The sequence below is a fragment of the Clavibacter phaseoli genome (assembly GCF_021922925.1).
In the GTDB taxonomy this organism is placed as follows: Bacteria; Actinomycetota; Actinomycetes; order Actinomycetales; family Microbacteriaceae; genus Clavibacter; species Clavibacter phaseoli.
The window spans coordinates 2,589,259-2,604,903 of sequence record NZ_CP040786.1 but is presented as its reverse complement, the minus strand read 5'-3'; the positions used below and the strand labels follow the sequence as shown (position 1 = coordinate 2,604,903).

Annotated in this window: 19 protein-coding genes; 11 read left to right on the top strand and 8 right to left on the bottom strand. The window is 75.7% G+C overall.

Going from position 1 to position 15,645, the window contains the following annotated elements:
* Positions 1–7: 7 nt before the first annotated feature.
* Positions 8–937, bottom strand: coding sequence for an NADP-dependent oxidoreductase (locus FGI33_RS12275; protein ID WP_119435245.1), 930 nt, complete (start codon positions 935–937; stop codon positions 8–10).
* Between the two features lie 90 nt (positions 938–1,027).
* Between FGI33_RS12275 and FGI33_RS12270 the strand changes: the two genes are divergently transcribed.
* The 5 genes from FGI33_RS12270 (at position 1,028) to FGI33_RS12250 (ending at position 5,979) form a co-directional block, all read left to right on the top strand.
* Positions 1,028–1,522: a MarR family winged helix-turn-helix transcriptional regulator gene (locus FGI33_RS12270; RefSeq protein WP_119435243.1), complete on the top strand. Its 495-nt coding sequence runs from the start codon at positions 1,028–1,030 to the stop codon at positions 1,520–1,522.
* Between the two features lie 105 nt (positions 1,523–1,627).
* Entirely contained in the window at positions 1,628–2,842 is a 1,215-nt protein-coding gene (locus FGI33_RS12265; RefSeq protein WP_182623343.1) for a Gfo/Idh/MocA family protein, read from the top strand.
* 50 nt (positions 2,843–2,892) lie between these two features.
* Complete coding sequence (locus tag FGI33_RS12260; RefSeq protein WP_237581959.1) at positions 2,893–3,597, top strand: hypothetical protein; 705 nt, start codon at positions 2,893–2,895, stop codon at positions 3,595–3,597.
* A gap of 175 nt (positions 3,598–3,772) precedes the next feature.
* Positions 3,773–4,510 carry a YcnI family protein gene (locus tag FGI33_RS12255; RefSeq protein ID WP_237581958.1) on the top strand — a complete coding sequence of 246 codons (738 nt, stop codon included), beginning with the start codon at positions 3,773–3,775 and terminating at the stop codon, positions 4,508–4,510.
* The gene (locus tag FGI33_RS12250) at positions 4,507–5,979 is read left to right on the top strand and encodes a PepSY-associated TM helix domain-containing protein (protein ID WP_237581957.1); all 1,473 of its coding nucleotides are present in this window, start codon (positions 4,507–4,509) and stop codon (positions 5,977–5,979) included. The genes FGI33_RS12255 and FGI33_RS12250 overlap by 4 nt, the downstream gene beginning before the upstream one ends.
* 27 nt (positions 5,980–6,006) lie before the next feature.
* Here FGI33_RS12250 and FGI33_RS12245 read toward each other — a convergent pair whose 3' ends face one another.
* From FGI33_RS12245 to FGI33_RS12225, 5 genes are all read right to left on the bottom strand, one after another.
* On the bottom strand, positions 6,007–7,020 hold the full coding sequence (locus tag FGI33_RS12245; RefSeq protein ID WP_237581956.1) for a LacI family DNA-binding transcriptional regulator: 1,014 nt from the start codon (positions 7,018–7,020) through the stop codon (positions 6,007–6,009).
* Between the two features lie 61 nt (positions 7,021–7,081).
* Positions 7,082–7,789 (bottom strand): Pr6Pr family membrane protein, encoded by a 708-nt coding sequence (locus tag FGI33_RS12240; RefSeq protein ID WP_237581955.1) that lies wholly within the window; start codon positions 7,787–7,789, stop codon positions 7,082–7,084.
* Positions 7,790–7,877: 88 nt separating this feature from the next.
* Entirely contained in the window at positions 7,878–8,375 is a 498-nt protein-coding gene (locus FGI33_RS12235; RefSeq protein ID WP_119435018.1) for a VanZ family protein, read from the bottom strand.
* Positions 8,376–8,434: 59 nt separating this feature from the next.
* Entirely contained in the window at positions 8,435–9,043 is a 609-nt protein-coding gene (locus FGI33_RS12230) for a YdcF family protein (protein ID WP_182623324.1), read from the bottom strand.
* 60 nt (positions 9,044–9,103) lie between these two features.
* Positions 9,104–9,355, bottom strand: coding sequence for a DUF4287 domain-containing protein (locus tag FGI33_RS12225; protein WP_119435020.1), 252 nt, complete (start codon positions 9,353–9,355; stop codon positions 9,104–9,106).
* 188 nt (positions 9,356–9,543) lie between these two features.
* On the opposite strand from FGI33_RS12225, the gene FGI33_RS12220 reads away from it, so the two are divergent.
* From FGI33_RS12220 to FGI33_RS12205, 4 genes are read left to right on the top strand one after another with little or no spacing between them, the layout of a single operon-like run.
* On the top strand, positions 9,544–10,083 hold the full coding sequence (locus FGI33_RS12220) for a fluoride efflux transporter FluC (RefSeq protein WP_119435017.1): 540 nt from the start codon (positions 9,544–9,546) through the stop codon (positions 10,081–10,083).
* Positions 10,080–10,460, top strand: a complete 381-nt coding sequence (locus FGI33_RS12215; protein WP_119435016.1) for a fluoride efflux transporter FluC — start codon at positions 10,080–10,082, stop codon at positions 10,458–10,460. Before FGI33_RS12220 ends, FGI33_RS12215 begins: the two co-directional genes overlap by 4 nt.
* On the top strand, positions 10,457–10,945 hold the full coding sequence (locus FGI33_RS12210; RefSeq protein ID WP_237581954.1) for a GNAT family N-acetyltransferase: 489 nt from the start codon (positions 10,457–10,459) through the stop codon (positions 10,943–10,945). Before FGI33_RS12215 ends, FGI33_RS12210 begins: the two co-directional genes overlap by 4 nt.
* Positions 10,942–11,529 carry an NUDIX hydrolase gene (locus FGI33_RS12205; protein ID WP_147359661.1) on the top strand — a complete coding sequence of 196 codons (588 nt, stop codon included), beginning with the start codon at positions 10,942–10,944 and terminating at the stop codon, positions 11,527–11,529. The genes FGI33_RS12210 and FGI33_RS12205 overlap by 4 nt, the downstream gene beginning before the upstream one ends.
* Before the next feature lie 9 nt (positions 11,530–11,538).
* Here the strand turns inward: FGI33_RS12205 and FGI33_RS12200 are convergent, their stop codons facing one another.
* Both FGI33_RS12200 and FGI33_RS12195 read right to left on the bottom strand, forming a co-directional pair.
* Positions 11,539–12,546, bottom strand: a complete 1,008-nt coding sequence (locus FGI33_RS12200; RefSeq protein WP_237581953.1) for a D-alanine--D-alanine ligase family protein — start codon at positions 12,544–12,546, stop codon at positions 11,539–11,541.
* Positions 12,547–12,598: 52 nt separating this feature from the next.
* Positions 12,599–13,183 carry a dihydrofolate reductase family protein gene (locus FGI33_RS12195; RefSeq protein ID WP_119402886.1) on the bottom strand — a complete coding sequence of 195 codons (585 nt, stop codon included), beginning with the start codon at positions 13,181–13,183 and terminating at the stop codon, positions 12,599–12,601.
* A 218-nt stretch (positions 13,184–13,401) separates the two neighbouring features.
* On the opposite strand from FGI33_RS12195, the gene FGI33_RS12190 reads away from it, so the two are divergent.
* Together FGI33_RS12190 and FGI33_RS12185 are read left to right on the top strand one after the other, a co-directional pair.
* Positions 13,402–14,745 (top strand): DUF3100 domain-containing protein, encoded by a 1,344-nt coding sequence (locus tag FGI33_RS12190; RefSeq protein WP_119435293.1) that lies wholly within the window; start codon positions 13,402–13,404, stop codon positions 14,743–14,745.
* Positions 14,742–15,599: a MurR/RpiR family transcriptional regulator gene (locus FGI33_RS12185; protein WP_119435292.1), complete on the top strand. Its 858-nt coding sequence runs from the start codon at positions 14,742–14,744 to the stop codon at positions 15,597–15,599. The genes FGI33_RS12190 and FGI33_RS12185 overlap by 4 nt, the downstream gene beginning before the upstream one ends.
* Positions 15,600–15,645 lie beyond the last annotated feature (46 nt).

The window sequence follows — 15,645 nt, the reverse complement described above, 5'->3', positions numbered from 1 at the left end:
CGCGGGATCAGGGGAGGACGATCACCTTCCCGGCGACGCGTCCCGCCTCGGCCTCCGCGTGCAGCGCGGGGAGCTCCGCCAGCGGGATCCGCCGGGTCACCTCCACCGTGAGCGCGCCCGCGTCGACGAGCGCCACCAGCTCCGCGAGGCGATCGCGGTCCGGCCGCACGAACACCGTGGCGGCGCGCACGCCGCGCCCCTCGTCGCCGGGGGTGGCCATGAAGGCGGTGGTGCTGACGACCGCGCCGCCGTCGCGCACCGCGGCCATGTAGGCGGCGAACGCCTCCGGCTCGATCGGCGCGAGGTTGAGGAGCACATCCACCTGCCCGTCGAGCGCGCCCAGCAGGTCGGTCGTGGTGCGGTCGACGATCTCGTCCGCCCCGGCGGCGCGCACGGCGTCGAGGCTGCGCGGGCTCGCCGTCGCGATGACGTGCACGCCGGCCCGCGTCGCGAGCTGGATCGCGTACTTGCCCACCACGCCGCCGGCGCCGACGATCAGCACCCGCTGGCCGCGCTCGAGGCGGCCGTCGTCGAACAGCGCCTGCCACGCGGTGAGCGCGACGGACGGCAGGGCGGCGGCGTCCGCCAGGGGGATGCTCGTCGGCGCCGCCACCACGGATCCGGCCGGCGCGATGACCTGCTCGGCCGCCCCGCCGTCGCTCTCCATCGGCAGGAACGCGATCACCTCGTCGCCGACCGCGACGCCCGTCACCTCGGCGCCGACCGCGTCCACGGTCCCGGACACGTCGTAGCCGGGGACGTGCGGCAGCCGGATGGGGATCGGCAGGAACCCGCCCCGCATGCCCCCGTCCGCCGCGTTGTACGCGGACGCGGCCACGCGGATCCGCACCTGCCCGGCGCCCGGCTCGGGCACCTCGATGTCCACGACCTCCAGGACCTCGGGTCCGCCGATCTCCCGGAACCGCACTGCCTCCATGATCTTCCCCTTCGTCAAGTGCTTCGAATCCGAAGCAATGGCACGACGCTAACACTGCTTCGAATGCGAAGCAACACCTAGGATGGATCCATGACGGAGACGCCCCGATCCCTGACCCCGACCCAGCTCGACGCCTACCTCGCCTTCACCGAGGTCGGCAGCCTGCTGCGCCCCGCGGTCGAGGCGCAGCTCCGCGATGCTGGCGGCCTGAGCTACGTGCAGTTCCAGCTCCTGGCGCGGCTCGGCGGCACCCCGGACGGCCACCTGTGCATGACCGACCTCGCCGACGGCGTCGTCTACAGCCGCAGCGGCCTCACCTACCAGGCGCAGCTCCTCGAGCAGCGGGGCCTGATCACCCGCTCGCCGTCCCCGGACGACGAGCGCAGCACCGTGGTCGCCCTCACCGACGCGGGCCGCGAGGTGCTCGCGGCCGTCTTCCCCGGGCACATCCAGACCGTGCACGGGCTCCTGTTCGCGCCGCTGTCGGACGCGGACGCCGGCCACCTCGCGCGGATCCTCGGGAGCGTGACCACGCACCTCCGCGCCGCGCCGCCGCGCTCCGCGGCCCGGCGCCGGAAGGCCTGAGCTCCCGCCGCCTTGTCACGCCCCGCGGCGCCCCCGTAGATTTGACGGGACCCGCAACGAATCACCCGCGCGCGGATCCGCACCCGTATGAGACGAAGGAGTCCCATGTCCGACACGCAGCCCGCAGTTCCCGCCACGGAGACCGGAGGCGCCCTCGGCGTCGCGATGATCGGCCACGGCTTCATGGGCGCCGCCCACTCGCAGGCCTGGCGCGTCGCCCCTGCGTTCTTCGACCTGCCGCTCGCGCCGCGCATGGTCTCCGTCGTCGGCCGCGACCAGGCGCGCACGCAGGAGTCCGCGGACCGCTGGGGCTGGGATCGCGCCGAGACCGACTGGCGCGCCGCCATCGAGCGCGACGACATCGACGTCGTCGACATCTGCTCGCCCGGCAGCACGCACGTCGAGATCGCCGTGGCCGCGCTCGAGGCGGGCAAGCACGTGCTGTGCGAGAAGCCGCTCGCGAACACGGTCGAGGAGGCCGAGGTCATGGCGGCCGCCGCCGAGAGGGCCGCCGCGAAGGGGATCCGCGCGATGGTCGGCTTCAGCTACCGCCGCGTGCCCGCCATCACGTTCGCCCGCGACCTCGTCGCCCAGGGTGCGATCGGCGAGCTCCGCCAGGTGCGCGCGCTGTACCTGCAGGACTGGCTGACCGACGCCGAGGGCCCGATGACGTGGCGCCTCGACAAGGAGGCGGCGGGATCCGGCGCGCTCGGCGACATCGGCGCGCACATCGTCGACGCGGTGCAGTTCATCACGGGCGAGCAGCTCGACGCGGTCAGCGGCCTGCTCCGCACGTTCGTCGAGGAGCGCCCGCTGCTCGCCGAGACGCGCGGCCTCGGCGGCGTCGCCTCCAGCGAGCGCGGCCAGGTCACGGTCGACGACGCGGCCTACTTCACCGGGAAGCTCGCCGGCGGCGCGCTCGCCAGCTTCGAGGCGACCCGCATGGCCACCGGCCGCAAGAACGCGCTGCGCCTGGAGTTCAGCGGATCCGACGGCGCCATCTCCTTCGACCTCGAACGCCTCAACGAGATCGAGCTGTACGACGCGACCGCGCCCGCCGACCGGCTGGGCTTCCGGCGGATCCTCGTCACCGAGCCCGAGCACCCCTACACGGCCGCGTGGTGGCCCACCGGCCACGGCCTCGGCTACGAGCACGCGTTCACGCACCAGGTGCGCGACCTCGTGCACGACATCGCCGCGGGCCAGGAGCCGCAGCCGTCGTTCGCCGACGGCCTCCGCGTGCAGCGCGTGCTCGACGCCGTGGAGCGCAGCTCGGCCGACGGCAGCGCGTGGAAGACGGTGGATCCCGCCGCGAGCTGAGGCCCGCGGGCGCTCCCGTACGCTGGACGTGAAGACCGGGAGGCGGACGGGTGCAGGCACGGCAGGAGCGGACGCTGCGCGCCGCGCTGTCCGCCGTCGTCTGCACGCTCGTCACGGCGACGCTGCACGCGGCGGCCGGCGGCGGGATCCCGCACCCGCTCGTCCTGGCGCTCGCCCTCGTGCTCGGCGTCGCGCTCTGCTTCGGGCTCGGCGGACGCCGGGTGACGCTCGCGCACCTCGTGCTCGCGATCGGCGCGACGCAGGGCGTGCTGCACGCGGCCTTCACGTTCGGGGGATCCGCGATCGGGGCCTCCGGCATGGCGATGCCGTCCGGCGGCGCGTCGGGAGCGGGCTCCGCCGGATCCACCGGGCACGCCCACGGCCACGCGGCCGCCGACGCCGCGCGCGCCCTCGCCGACCCCGCCGCGATGGCCATGCCCGCGGGGCACGACGGCGACATGCTGCTCGCGCACGTGGTCGCCGGCCTCGTCAGCGTCTGCTCGCTCCGGGTCGGCGCCGACGCCGTGCGCCGCGTCGCGCGATCCCTGGCCCTCCGCGTCGGCGGCGCGATCTCCGGTGCCGTCGGCGCGCTCGTGGCGGCCGCGATCGCCGTCGCCGCTGCGCTCGCCGAGCCCCTCGTCGCGCCGCGGCCCCGCCGGCTCCGCGCGGATGCCCGACCGCGCCGCCTCGTCGCGCTCCTCGCCGCGCGCATCCGGGGCCGCCGCGGCCCGCCGCTCGGGGCGCTCGCCGCCTGATCCGCGCCCGCCGCGTCCTCCGAGGACCCGGGCGCGGTCCCGCGCGTCCGCGCCGACCCGTCCGTCCCGCCTCCCGCGCGCTCCGTGGGATCCGGGCGGTCGTCGTCGCGCCGCCGCGCGCCTCCCGCACACCCGGATCCGCACGGCCACGCCGTGCACCCACCGAAGGACAGCCATGCCCTCCCGCACCATCCACCCCGCCCCTCGACCCGGCCGTCGCACCGGCGCCCGCCGGATCCCCGTCGCCCTCGGCGCCGCGGCCGGCCTCGCGCTCGCCCTGTCGGCGCCGCTCGCCGCCTCCGCGCACATCGAGCTCGACGCGTCCGCCACCGCGCCCGCCTCGCCCAGCGTCCTGACCTTCGCGGTCGGGCACGGCTGCGAGGGATCCGCCACCACGGCCCTCGCGATCCGCTTCCCGACGGACGTGCAGGCCGTGAAGCCCACGCTCGCGCCCGGCTGGTCGGTCGCCGAGCAGGAGGCGGCCGACGGCACGACCGTCACCTACACGGCCGACGCCCCGCTGCCCGACGCCCTCCGCGCGACCGTCCAGGTCGAGGCGCTGCTGCCCGTCGACGGCGCGGCCGGGGACGTCGTGGCGTTCCCGACGCTGCAGACCTGCGTCGAGGGATCCACCGACTGGGCCGAGACGCCCGCCGCGGGCACCGAGCCCGACCTCCCGGCGCCGGCCATCACGCTGACCGACGCCGCGACCGGCAGCGGCGCGGCCGCGGCCGGCACGGGTTCGGCGACGGGCGCGGAGGTGGGCTCGGAGGCCGCGGCCACCGCGACCGCCGTCGCGCCGGTCGACCCCGTCGCCCGCCTCCTGGGCCTCGGCGCCCTCGTCGTGGGCGTCGTCGCCGTCATGCTCCTCACCATCGGCATGCGCCGCCCGCAGCAGGGCGGCCGCCGGTGACCGCCGTGGACGACCGCGCGGACGCCGCCGGTCCCGCCTCAGCGCCCGAGTCCGCCCCGCCCGTCGCGACCCCCGCGATCACGCGCCCCCAGCGCGGCTGGTTCCTGCCCCTGCTGCTGCGCCTGCACTTCCTCGCGGGGATCCTCGTGGGCCCGTTCATCCTCGTCGCGGCGCTCAGCGGCGCGGCCTACGCGCTCGCGCCGACCGCCGAGCAGGTCGTCTACGACCGCGAGCTGCACGCGCCCGCGACGGGATCCACCGTGCCGCTCGCCCAGCAGGTCGAGGCGGCGGAGGCCGTGGTCGGCGGAACCGGCACGCTCGTCGCGGTCCGCCCGGCCCCCGCGCCCGGCGACACGACGCGCGTGATGTTCACGGGCGACGGCCTCATCCCGAGCCAGACGCGGGCGATCTTCGTCGACCCGGCCGACGCGTCCATCCGCGGCGACCTGCCCGTCTACGGCACGAGCGGCGCCCTCCCGCTGCGCACGGCGATCAGCCACTTCCACCGCACGCTCGGGCTCGGCGACCCCGGCCGGCTCTACAGCGAGCTCGCCGCCAGCTGGCTCGGCATCGTGACCGTCGCGGGCCTCGGCCTGTGGGTCGCGCGCTGGCGCCGGTCGCCGCGGAAGCGCGACCTCGTGCGGCCGGACGCGCGGGCGACCGGCTACCGGCGGATCCTCTCCTGGCACGCCTCGACGGGCGTCTGGCTCGTCGCGGGCGCGCTGTTCCTATCGGCGACGGGCATCACGTGGTCGCAGTTCGGCGGGCAGAACGTGACCGACCTGCGGGCGGCGCTCAGCTGGCAGGCGCCGACGCTCACGACCGCGCTGCCGGGCGCCGGCGCGGGGTCGGCCTCTGCTGCGGATCCGCACGCGGGCCACCACGCGTCCGCCGCGCCCAGCTCGACGGGACGCGCGGATCCCGCGACCTTCGACGAGGTCCTCCGGGTCGCGCGGGGCGTCAACGTCGACACGGGGCTCGTGGAGATCAAGCCCGCCGCGGATGCCGGCCAGGCGTGGACCGTGAGCGAGATCCAGCGCAGCTTCCCGACCGAGGTCGACCAGGTGGCCGTCGACGGCAGCACCCTCCAGGTGGTGGGCCGCACCGACTTCGCGGACCACCCGTTCCCCGCGAAGCTCGCGCGCTGGGGGATCGACACGCACCAGGGATCGATGTTCGGGCTGCCGAACCAGCTGCTCCTCGCGGTGACCGCGCTCGGCATCGCCGCGATGGTCGTGTTCGGGTACCTGATGTGGTGGAGGCGCCGGCCGGGCGTCGCGCGCCCCGGCCGTCCGGCCCCCGCGGGCGCGCTCGCGCGGGCGCCGTGGTGGGGGATCGCCGCGGTGGTCGCGGTGGGCGTCGGCGTGGGGTTGTTCCTGCCGCTCGTCGGGATCCCGCTGGTCGGCTTCGTGCTGCTCGACGCGCTGATCACCGCGGCGCGCGTGCACCGGGCGGGCGCCAGCGCCTGATCGAACCCCGTGCCGGTCGCCCGCGGCTCAGCGGACGGCCGGCGCCGGCCCGGTCGACGCGGCCACGTGCAGCCGGCACGGCAGGAGCGCGTGCGGCAGCTCCGTCGCCGTGCCGTCGAGCCGCGCGAGGAGCATCTCGACGGCGAGCCGACCGAGCTCGGGACCCGGCGCGTCCATGGTGCTGAGGGCGGGCTCGACGAGCGCGCCCACCTCGGTCGACGACGCGAGCGACAGGATCGAGACGTCCTCCGGCACCCGCCGCCCGGCCGCGTCGAACCCCGAGATGAGGCCGCGCGCCGCCTGGTCGTTGAGGAGCATGACCGCCGTGATCCCCGGATCCGCCGCCAGCAGCTCGCCCGCCGCCGCGCGTCCGCCCACGGGCGTCGGCGCGCATCGGGCCACCGCGCCGCCGAGGCCGCGCGCCGCCGTCTCCTGGAGGAACGCGCGCTCGGTGCGCGTCGTCGGGCCGTACCCGCGCAGCGGCCCTCGCTCGAGGTCCTCCACCATGAGCCCGAACCGGCGGTGGCCGAGGGCCTGCAGGTGGTCGATCCCGTCGGCGACCGTGCGCTCGAAGTCCATGTCGACGAACGGCAGGTCGCGCGTCTCCGCCGTGCGCCCGATGGAGACGAACGGCACGTCGAGCGCGGCGAGCTCGCGGATGCGCGAGTCGTCCATGCGCACCTCCATCACGATCACGCCGTCGACGAGGCGGCCGCTCACGAGGTCGGACACGTCGTCCGGCGACGTGCCGGTGGGCCAGAGCACGAGGTGATAGCCGAGCTCGGACGCGCGCGTGGCGGCGCTCATGAAGATCTCGAGGGCGATGCGGCTGAGCCGCTGCACGTCGGCGGGGAACAGCAGCGCGACGATCCGGGTGCGCTTGCTGGCGAGCGCGCGGGCCACGACGTTGTTGCGGTAGCCGAGCTCCTGCATCGCCTCGGTGACGGCCCGCCGCGTGGGCTCGGAGACGGCCTTCGTGCCGTTGACGACGAAGGAGACCGTGGCGATCGAGACCCCCGCGCGCGCGGCGACCTCTCGCATGGTCGGGATGGCAGCTCCTCGGGGTCGGGCGGCGTCGGGCGGGCGTCCGCCGGGCGCGTGCTCAGCGTATAGCGGGCGTCGCGGCGCGGTGCGGGTCGGCCGGGGCGCGGAACCGCGAGATCGCGATGAGCGCGGCCGTGATCGTGCAGACGGCGATCGTGAGCCCGACGACGTACTCGGCGACGGTGACGTACCCGGCGGGCGACGATCCCGGGTCGAGGAACCCGTACGGGTAGTAGGTGGCGGATCCGTCCACCTGGTTCCCCGTGGACGGACCGCGCAGGAGCGTGACGAGGATCCAGGCGAGCGGGAACGCGATGACGCGGCCGATGGCGCCCGCGCGGAGCGGCCGGCGGTCGGGCGCGATGATCCAGTCGAGCAGCACGATCAGCGGCACGGCGACGTGCACGATCTGGTCGGCCCAGTCGAGCTGCAGGGGCGCGGGCTGCGGGAGGCCGCGGAGCAGCGCGTTCCACACGAGGCCGGTGATGACGAGGTACACCGTGGACGCGAGGCGCAGCGTGACCCAGCCGACCCCCGGATCCGCCGTGCGGCCCCGCGCGAGCCGCACGCCGCCGACGACCAGCACGACCGCGCCGAGCACGTTCGCGTCGACGGTGAAGAACAGGGCGAAGTCGAGCGACTTGCCGGCGATGCCGGTGACGCCGAGCCCCTGCCAGTAGGCGAGGTTCACGTGGTACTGGGCGATGACGCCGACGACGGCGGCGACCGCGGTGGCGATGCGGACGACGGAGAGGAGGATGCGCACGGGAGAGGGTCCCACGATCGCGGGCCCTCCGGCGCCGGCTGTCCCCGGCCGCTCGCGAGGACCGGGTGCGCGACCAGATCGCGGACGGTCAGCGGGTGGTCGTCCGTCGACCTCGGCGGCGGGCGATCCCCAGGGCAGCCATAGCGAGGATCCCGCCCAGGAGCGCGCCGACCGAGTTCGTGACGAGGTCGCTCGTGTCGCACGCGCGGCCGATGGCCGGCACGAGCGCCTGGGTCGCCTCGACGAGCGCAGACAGGCCGCACCCGGCGATGGCCATGCGGACGGGGCGCCTAGTCAGGACCCCCGCGAGCAGCGCGGGCGGCACGAACAGGAGCACGTTGGCGACCGTCTCGACCGCCGTCGGGCTCCAGCGCGGGAGCGTCGCGGCGCAACGGACGGCGGTCCCGGGGGCGCCGTCGGGGTACATGGTCGCCGCGGCGACGGCGAGGAGCGCGACCGCCAGCAGGATCCCGAGCGCACGGCGGTGCCGGGCGAGGAGCGCGCCCGCGACGGGCCCGACGACCACGACGCCGAGGAGCGCGAGGGCGGCGAGCCAGGGCACCGCGACGAGCAGCGTGGAGAGCATCCGACCAGGCTATGCGGGCGGTCGGGTCGTGCCGCACGGCCGGGCGCCCCCCTGCCGCGTCAGGCCGGTCGCGCCCGCCGCAGCAGCGCGACGGCGATGGCGAGCGGCTTCATCCACGTCATCTCGCCGAAGCGGTAGTCGTCGGCGCGCGCCAGCCGGTCGGCGAGGTCGGGGCGCGCGGCGCGCAGGTAGCCGCGCGCCTCCTCCGCGTGCACGGGGTCGGAGACGATGCGGATCGTGTCGGCGTCCTCGACGAGCGGGATCGCGTTCGCCACGTTCTCGCGCGTGCTCCGGCTCGCCTCCTCGAGCACGACGGGGCCGGCGTAGCCGAGCTCGCGGGCGTACCGGGCGAGGATCCGGGCCTCGGAGTCGTCGCCCATGACGGATCCGCCGCACAGCACGAGCGCGGTCGCGTCCGCCTGCGGGTCGATCGAGCGGAGGGCGGCGCGGACGCGGAACCGGTTGATCCGGTTGGCGCGCGGTCCCGCGTTGCCGAAGCCGAGCACGACGACGGCCTCGCGGCCCACGGCGCCGTCGGGCTGGCCGGGGGAGGCGCCGAGCCCGCGCGTGCTCGCGAGCCGGTGGATCCCCTCGCTCGCGAGGAGCACGCCGCCGACCGACGCGAGGAGCGCGACCCCGGCGACGGCGAGGGTCCGGCGGATGCGCATGCGCCCAGGCTACGGGCGTGCGATGCGGGACGGGTCGGTCGGGCCGGGCCTCGCCGGGCCTCAGGCGGAGCGCGCCGCCTTGACGAACGCGACGACGGCGTTGGCGTGCCCGTGCCCGAGGCCGTGCTCGGACTTCAGCCAGGCGACGGCCTGCATGTGCGGCTCGACGTCGAGGCGGGCGTCGGCCAGGTCGATCCAGTGCTGCACCGGCTGCCCGTAGGTCGACTCGATGCTCGGGAAGTAGGAGGCCGGCCCCTTGGCCTTCTGCCCCTCGGGCGGCGGGGGCGGGGCGACGATGCCGTGCGCGTTCATGCTGCGACGGTACCGGCGGCGCACGGCCGTGGCGAGGCCCGGCCGTGGTTCAATGGTCCGGCCTCCTGCGGGAGGGGCCTCCTCCGGGAGGCACGGCGGTGGGGCTCGCCGTACCCGAACCTCGACATCCTCGTCGACGACAGTCCCTGTCTCACGGCACCGCCATGCCATCCGAGATGGGAGACCCCATGACCGACCACCGACAGCCCGACGACGGCGCGCCCCTCGACGCCGCGCCCCGCGACGGCGCGGCCCTCGACGGCGACGTCGAGGTGCAGGACGACCCGGGCCGCCCGGTCCACCTCCGCTGGTCGTCCCTCGGCCTCGTGGCGCTCGGCGGCACGGTGGGCACGGGGATCCGCGAGGCGCTCGCGCTCACCTGGCCCGCGCCCGCCGGGGGCATCCCGGTGACCATCCTCCTGATCAACGTGGTCGGCGCCTTCGTCCTCGGCGCCCTGCTCGAGGGGCTCGCCCGCCGGGGGCCCGACGAGGGACGCCGCCGCGCGATCCGCCTGCTGGTCGGCACGGGCGTCCTCGGCGGCTTCACGACCTACAGCGCGCTCGCCGTCGACACGGCGTCGCTCACCGGATCCGCGCTCGGCCTCGCGCTCGCCTACGCCGCGCTCTCGCTGGTGGTGGGCGCCGCGGCGTCGGTCGCCGGGATCGCCACGGGTGCCGCGATCCACCGCCGCACGGCGGCCGGACGCGCGACGGGAGCGGCATCGTGACCGGGCCCCTCGTGTTCGCGCTGATCTGCGTGGCCGGCGGCGTCGGATCCGCCCTCCGCCTGCTCCTCGACGGCGTCATCCGCGGACGCCTCGGCGCCGCCTACCCGTGGGGCACGACCGTCATCAACGTCACCGGATCGCTCGGCCTCGGCCTCCTCACGGGAGCGGCCGCGCAAGCGGGGCTCCCGCACGACCTCCTCCTGATCCTCGGCGGCGGCCTCATGGGCGGCTACACGACCTTCAGCACCGCGAGCCTCGAGACCGTGCGGCTCGCGCAGGCCGGCCGGGTGGGTGCCGCGCTCGCGAACGGCGTCGGCATGCTCGTGGTCTGCGTCGCGGCGGCCGGGCTCGGGATCGTGGTGGGTCAGGCGCTGTGAGCGGGCTCTCGCCGATGGGCGCCGCGGACGTCACGGCGCTGCACGCGTTCCTCGCGGCGGCCGACCTCACGGTCACCGGGCTCGACGATCCGGGCGTGCGGCTCTGGATCCGCCGCGACGCCGACAGCCGCATCACCGGCAGCACGGGGTTCGAGCTCAGCGCGGACGGGCGGCACGCGCTGATCCGCAGCGTCGCGGTGGATCCCGCCCTCCGGTCCGCCGGCCTCGGGTCGACGCTCGCCCGGCACGCGCTCGCCGAGGCGACCGCCGCCGGCGCCCGGCGCGCGTGGCTGTTCTCGCGGCGGTCGGGTCCCTTCTGGCACGGCCTCGGCTTCGCGGAGGCCGACCGCGACGCGCTCGCCGCCGCCCTGCCCGACGCCCGCCAGGTCGTCGCCTTCCGCGCGAGCGGCCAGCTGGCGCGCGAGGTCGCGTGGTCGCGGGCGCTGGGGGCGGCGGGGGACGACGCGCCTGGGCTCGCGGGATGAGCGGCGCGGAGATGCAGCCCGACCCCGAGCTCGTGTGGTCGACGACCGGCCGCCGGGACCTCCACCGCGGCCGCGTCGTGCTCGTCGAGCACGACGTGCTGCTGCCCGACGGGTCCGCGTCGCGCTACGAGGTCGACGAGAGCGTGCCGTTCGCGGTCGCGACCCTCGTGATCGACGGCGACCACGTGCTGCTGTCGCGCCAGTACCGGCACCCCCTCGGGCGGTGGATCCTCGACCTCCCCGGCGGCGCGGGCGACGCCTCCGAGCAGCCCGCCGACGCCGCCCGTCGCGAGCTCGAGGAGGAGCTCGGCCTCGTCGCGCCCGAGATCCGCCCCCTGCGCACCTACGCCGTGAACCCCGGCCGGGCCTCCTGGCTCGTGCACGTCTTCGCCTGCACGGCCCCGACCGCCGAGGGCACGGCCGACCGCTCCGACCCGTCCGAGCAGGTGCACCTGGTCCGCATGCCCGTCGCGGAGCTCGACGCGCTCATCGCCGCGGGCGGCGTCGAGGACCCGACCCTGCTGATCGCCCGCGCGGCCGCCGCCGAGCAGGGGCTGCTGCCGCCGGTCGGGCCGCGGCGGTAGCGCGACGCGTCAGCCCGCGCGCCCGCGCAGCGCGACCCGCGCGATCCGCTCGCACAGCTCCTGGTACCCGATGCCGACGGCCGCCGCCGACTGCGGGAGCAGGCTCGTCGCGGTGAGGCCGGGCAGGCTGTTGGCCTCGATGATCCAGAGGACGCCCGCGTCGTCGAGGCGGAAGTCGGAGCGGCTGTACCCGGCGAGCCGGAGGATCCGGTGCGCCGCCAGCGCCGCGGCCCGCGCCTCGTCCGCCACCTCGTCGGGGAGGTCGGCCGGGAACGTCTCCGCGATCGCGCCGGCCTGGTACTTCGCGGCGTAGGTGAACGCCTCGTCCACGGGCACGCCGATCTCGCCGACCGCGAGCGCCTCCCCGTCGAGCACGCCGACCGTCAGCTCGCGGCCGCGCACGAACCGCTCGACCATCACGGTGCCGTGCCGCCGGGCGAGCTCGAGCGCGGCGGGCAGGTCCTCGGCGGCGCGCACCACGGAGAGCCCGACGGTGGATCCCTGCCCGGTCGGCTTCACGACCACCGGGAACCCGAGGGCGGGCTCCACCGCGTCGGGCTCCGGGTCGATGAGCCAGTCGGGCGTCCGCACGCCGCCGGCGCGCAGCAGGGTCTTGGCGACGTCCTTGTCCATCGCGAGCGCGCTGCCGAGCGAGCCGGATCCCGTGAACGGGATGCCCGCGAGCTCGAGGAGCGCCTGCAGTCGGCCGTCCTCGCCGGATCCGCCGTGCAGCGCGAGGAACACCAGGTCGCTGTCGCGGAGGTCCGCCGGCAGGCGCAGCACCGCGGCGGACCCGCCCGCGCCCGCCGTCGCGAGCTCCGCGGAGGTCGGCGGGCGCACGCCGACGTCGGGGGTGAGGATCCGCGCCTCGCCCGCGGCGTCGAGCGCGCCGCGCGCGGTGTCGACGGCGACCACCTCGTGCCCGAGGGCCCGGAGGGCCGGCACGACCTGCGCGGCGCTCGCGATGGAGACGTCGCGCTCCTCGCTCTCGCCGCCGAAGAGCACAGAGATCCGCATGCCGCGACCCTATCGGCGCTCCGCGCGGCGGAGCGTCGCGACCGCGAGGGGATCAGCCGCCGTCGCGCCGGGCGTACGTGAGCACCGCGTTGCCCGCGCTCGTGATCTCGGAGCGGCGCAGCTCCAGCCGCGTGGTCGGGTCGTCGGGCTCGAACAGGCGGCGGCCGGCGCCCGCGACGACCGGGTGGATCATCAGGGTCAGCTCGTCGAGCAGCCCCGCGAACAGCAGCGCGCGCGTGAGCGAGATGCTCGACAGCACGGCGATCTCGCCGCCCTCCGTCTCCTTCAGTCGGGCGATCGCCGCGAGCGCGTCGCCCTCGATGCGCGTGGCGTTCCAGCCCAGGTCGCCCGTGAGGGTGCGCGTGGCGACGAGCTTCTCCAGCGGGTTGACGAACGCGGCGAACGGGTCGTCGGCGGGCGCGGCCGGCCAGTGCGCCGACCAGTCCTCGTAGCCGCGGCGGCCCATAACGGCGGTCGTGACCGACGAGATCATGCGGCCGAGGCCCGCGCCGAGCTCGGGGTCGAACGAGTCGAACTGGAACAGGTGCGGCGACTCCACGACGCCGTCGACGGACGTGAACAGGCCTGCGGTGAGTCGTCGCACGCGCTCCTCCTCGAGCTCGGGTGTGGACGCCATGATCCGCGCCGCACGGCCGCGCGTCCAGACCCGACCAGCGCCCGGCCGCCTGCGGGTCGCGTTCACACGGCGGCAACACGCGCGCATCGCCGCGGAAACGCGGGCTCCCTAGTGTCGTTTGCAACAGGCATTGCAGGATCCGTCCCCCGCGACGAGGATTGCAGGCACCGCTCCGCACCGCTCGACCATCCGCTCAGCACCTCGCGAAGGGACCGCCCATGACCACGACCGTCGGAGAGAGGACGAGGTCCGTCGTCGGCCTCCGGGGGGTCGCGCCCGTGGCGGCGGCGGCCCTCGTGATCGCGCTCGTCGCGCAGGTCATCGGCTCGCGCACCCTGCCGATCGGATCCGCCTCCATCGTGTTCTTCCCGATGGTGTGGGGCCTCCTCATCGCCGCCGCGCTGTCGTTCCAACGCATTCGACCGGTCGGCCTCGACTTCCAGCGGATCGCCAACGCGTTCGTGGGCGTCGCCGTGCTGTTCCTCGTCGCGCGGCTCGCCTTCAACATCGGGCCGAACATCCCGACGCTGCTGAAGGCCGGACCCGCGCTGCTGCTGCAGGAGATCGGGCACCTGCTCGGCACGGTCGCGCTCGCGCTGCCGCTCGCCGTGCTGCTGCGGATGGGCAAGGCCACGATCGGCGCGACCTTCTCGCTCGACCGCGAGCCCGCCTTCGCGATGGTGAGCGAGAAGTACGGGCCGGACTCCGACCAGTACCGCGGCGTGCTCGCGATGTACGTGTTCGGCACGCTCTTCGGCGCCGTCTACATCACCCTGCTGACCTCGCTCGTGGCATCGGCCGACGTCTTCGACCCGCTGGCGCTCGCGATGGGCGCGGGCGTCGGATCCGGGTCGATGATGGCCGCGTCGACCGCCAGCATCATCGCCGCGTACCCGGGCCAGGAGGACGCGATCCTCGGCATCGCCGCGGTCTCGAACCTCATCACCACGGTCCTCGGCGTGTACGTCGGCATCTACGTGGCGCTGCCGCTCGCCGACCGGTTCTACCGGTTCCTCACGCGGAAGCAGGCGGCCGCGGAGGCCGCGTCCGGTCCCGCCCCGGTCTCCGCCGCGACCGAGGAGTCGAACCGCGTCTTCCGCGAGCGCGTCGCGGAGGCGGCGGCGCCCGTGGACATCCGGCCGTGGGTCGCGATCGCGGTCCTCGCGGTCGTCGGCATCGGCACCGCGTCGATCTTCGCGGGCGGCGTGAGCTGGTCCATCGTCGGCGGCTACGCGATCCTCATCGCGCTCCTCCTGGTGAGCCAGCTGCTCGCCCGGATCACGCGCAAGGTCTCCGCGATCGTCTTCGTCACCACGATCGGGGCGCTCGCCTCGAGCCCGTACTCGCCGATCGGGACCGAGCTGACCGCCGTCGTCACCTCCATCGACTTCCTCTCGATCGCGTGCGCCACCCTCACGTTCGCGGGCCTCAGCCTCGGCAAGGACGCGGCGCTGCTCAAGACGGTCGGCTGGCGCATCGTGCCGGTCGGGCTCGTCGCCATCACGGCGTCGTTCCTGCTCTCGGCCGTCATCGCGGAGTTCGCGCTCGGGTTCTGGTCGTGAGCGTCGCGGATCCGCTCGCGGACTGGCTCGACGAGCTCGAGCCGACGAAGGGGCACACGCCCTCGCACCGCCGCGTCGCCCGCGTGCTCCTCGAGCACCAGCAGCTCGCGTCGTACTCGGAGATCGCCGAGATCGCGCAGCGCGCCGAGGTGAACGCCAGCACCGTGGTGCGGTTCGCGCAGGCGCTCGGGTTCCGCGGCTGGCCGGAGCTGCAGCAGGAGCTGCGGATGCGGTACCTCGCGACGCTCACGTCCGAGGAGACCCTGCGCGAGCACCCGGCCCCTGCGTCGGGCGCGGTGCACTCGTCCATCCAGCGCGACGTCGCGAACCTCGGCCGGGCGCTCGAGTCCATCGACCCGTCCGACGGCGACGCGGCCATCGCGGCGCTCGCGTCGGCCGGGCGGATCCTCGTGGTCGGCATGGGCTCGTTCGGCGCGCCGGCGTCGATCCTGGCGCACCTCGGATCCGTGATGGGGTACCCGATCTCCTTCGAGGGCCGCGGCGGCGCCCACCTCGCGGCCGCGATGACCACGCTCGGCGCGGACGACGTGCTCGTCGTCGTGAGCCTGTGGCGGCCGATGCGCGACGTGCTCGCGGCGGCGGCCGCGGCCCACGCGGCGGGCACGACCGTCGTCGCCATCACCGACATGCGCCGGGGCCGCCTCGCCGCCAGCGCCGACCACGTGCTCGTCGTGCCCAGCGAGGGCGTCTCGTTCCTGCAGTCCACGACCGCGACCACGTCGGTCGTCTACGGCCTGCTCAGCGGGATGGAGGCCGCGCACCCCGAGCGCAGCCGCGCCGCGCTCCGCCGCACGCAGGAGCTGTGGCAGCAGCTCGGCACCTTCAGCGGCTGACGCCCGCCCTCCCCGACCTCGACCCGCCGCCCCGCGCGGCACCGGA

Coding starts and splice junctions, on each gene's coding strand:
- FGI33_RS12225 (WP_119435020.1), bottom strand. CDS start 9,355: ATGAACGCGCACGGCATCGTCGCCCCGCCCCCGCCGCCCGAGGGGCAG.
- FGI33_RS12235 (WP_119435018.1), bottom strand. CDS start 8,375: ATGCTCTCCACGCTGCTCGTCGCGGTGCCCTGGCTCGCCGCCCTCGCG.
- FGI33_RS12270 (WP_119435243.1), top strand. CDS start 1,028: ATGACGGAGACGCCCCGATCCCTGACCCCGACCCAGCTCGACGCCTAC.
- FGI33_RS12245 (WP_237581956.1), bottom strand. CDS start 7,020: ATGCGAGAGGTCGCCGCGCGCGCGGGGGTCTCGATCGCCACGGTCTCC.
- FGI33_RS12200 (WP_237581953.1), bottom strand. CDS start 12,546: ATGCGGATCTCTGTGCTCTTCGGCGGCGAGAGCGAGGAGCGCGACGTC.
- FGI33_RS12195 (WP_119402886.1), bottom strand. CDS start 13,183: ATGGCGTCCACACCCGAGCTCGAGGAGGAGCGCGTGCGACGACTCACC.
- FGI33_RS12220 (WP_119435017.1), top strand. CDS start 9,544: ATGACCGACCACCGACAGCCCGACGACGGCGCGCCCCTCGACGCCGCG.
- FGI33_RS12190 (WP_119435293.1), top strand. CDS start 13,402: ATGACCACGACCGTCGGAGAGAGGACGAGGTCCGTCGTCGGCCTCCGG.
- FGI33_RS12265 (WP_182623343.1), top strand. CDS start 1,628: ATGTCCGACACGCAGCCCGCAGTTCCCGCCACGGAGACCGGAGGCGCC.
- FGI33_RS12205 (WP_147359661.1), top strand. CDS start 10,942: ATGAGCGGCGCGGAGATGCAGCCCGACCCCGAGCTCGTGTGGTCGACG.
- FGI33_RS12230 (WP_182623324.1), bottom strand. CDS start 9,043: ATGCGCATCCGCCGGACCCTCGCCGTCGCCGGGGTCGCGCTCCTCGCG.
- FGI33_RS12255 (WP_237581958.1), top strand. CDS start 3,773: ATGCCCTCCCGCACCATCCACCCCGCCCCTCGACCCGGCCGTCGCACC.
- FGI33_RS12275 (WP_119435245.1), bottom strand. CDS start 937: ATGGAGGCAGTGCGGTTCCGGGAGATCGGCGGACCCGAGGTCCTGGAG.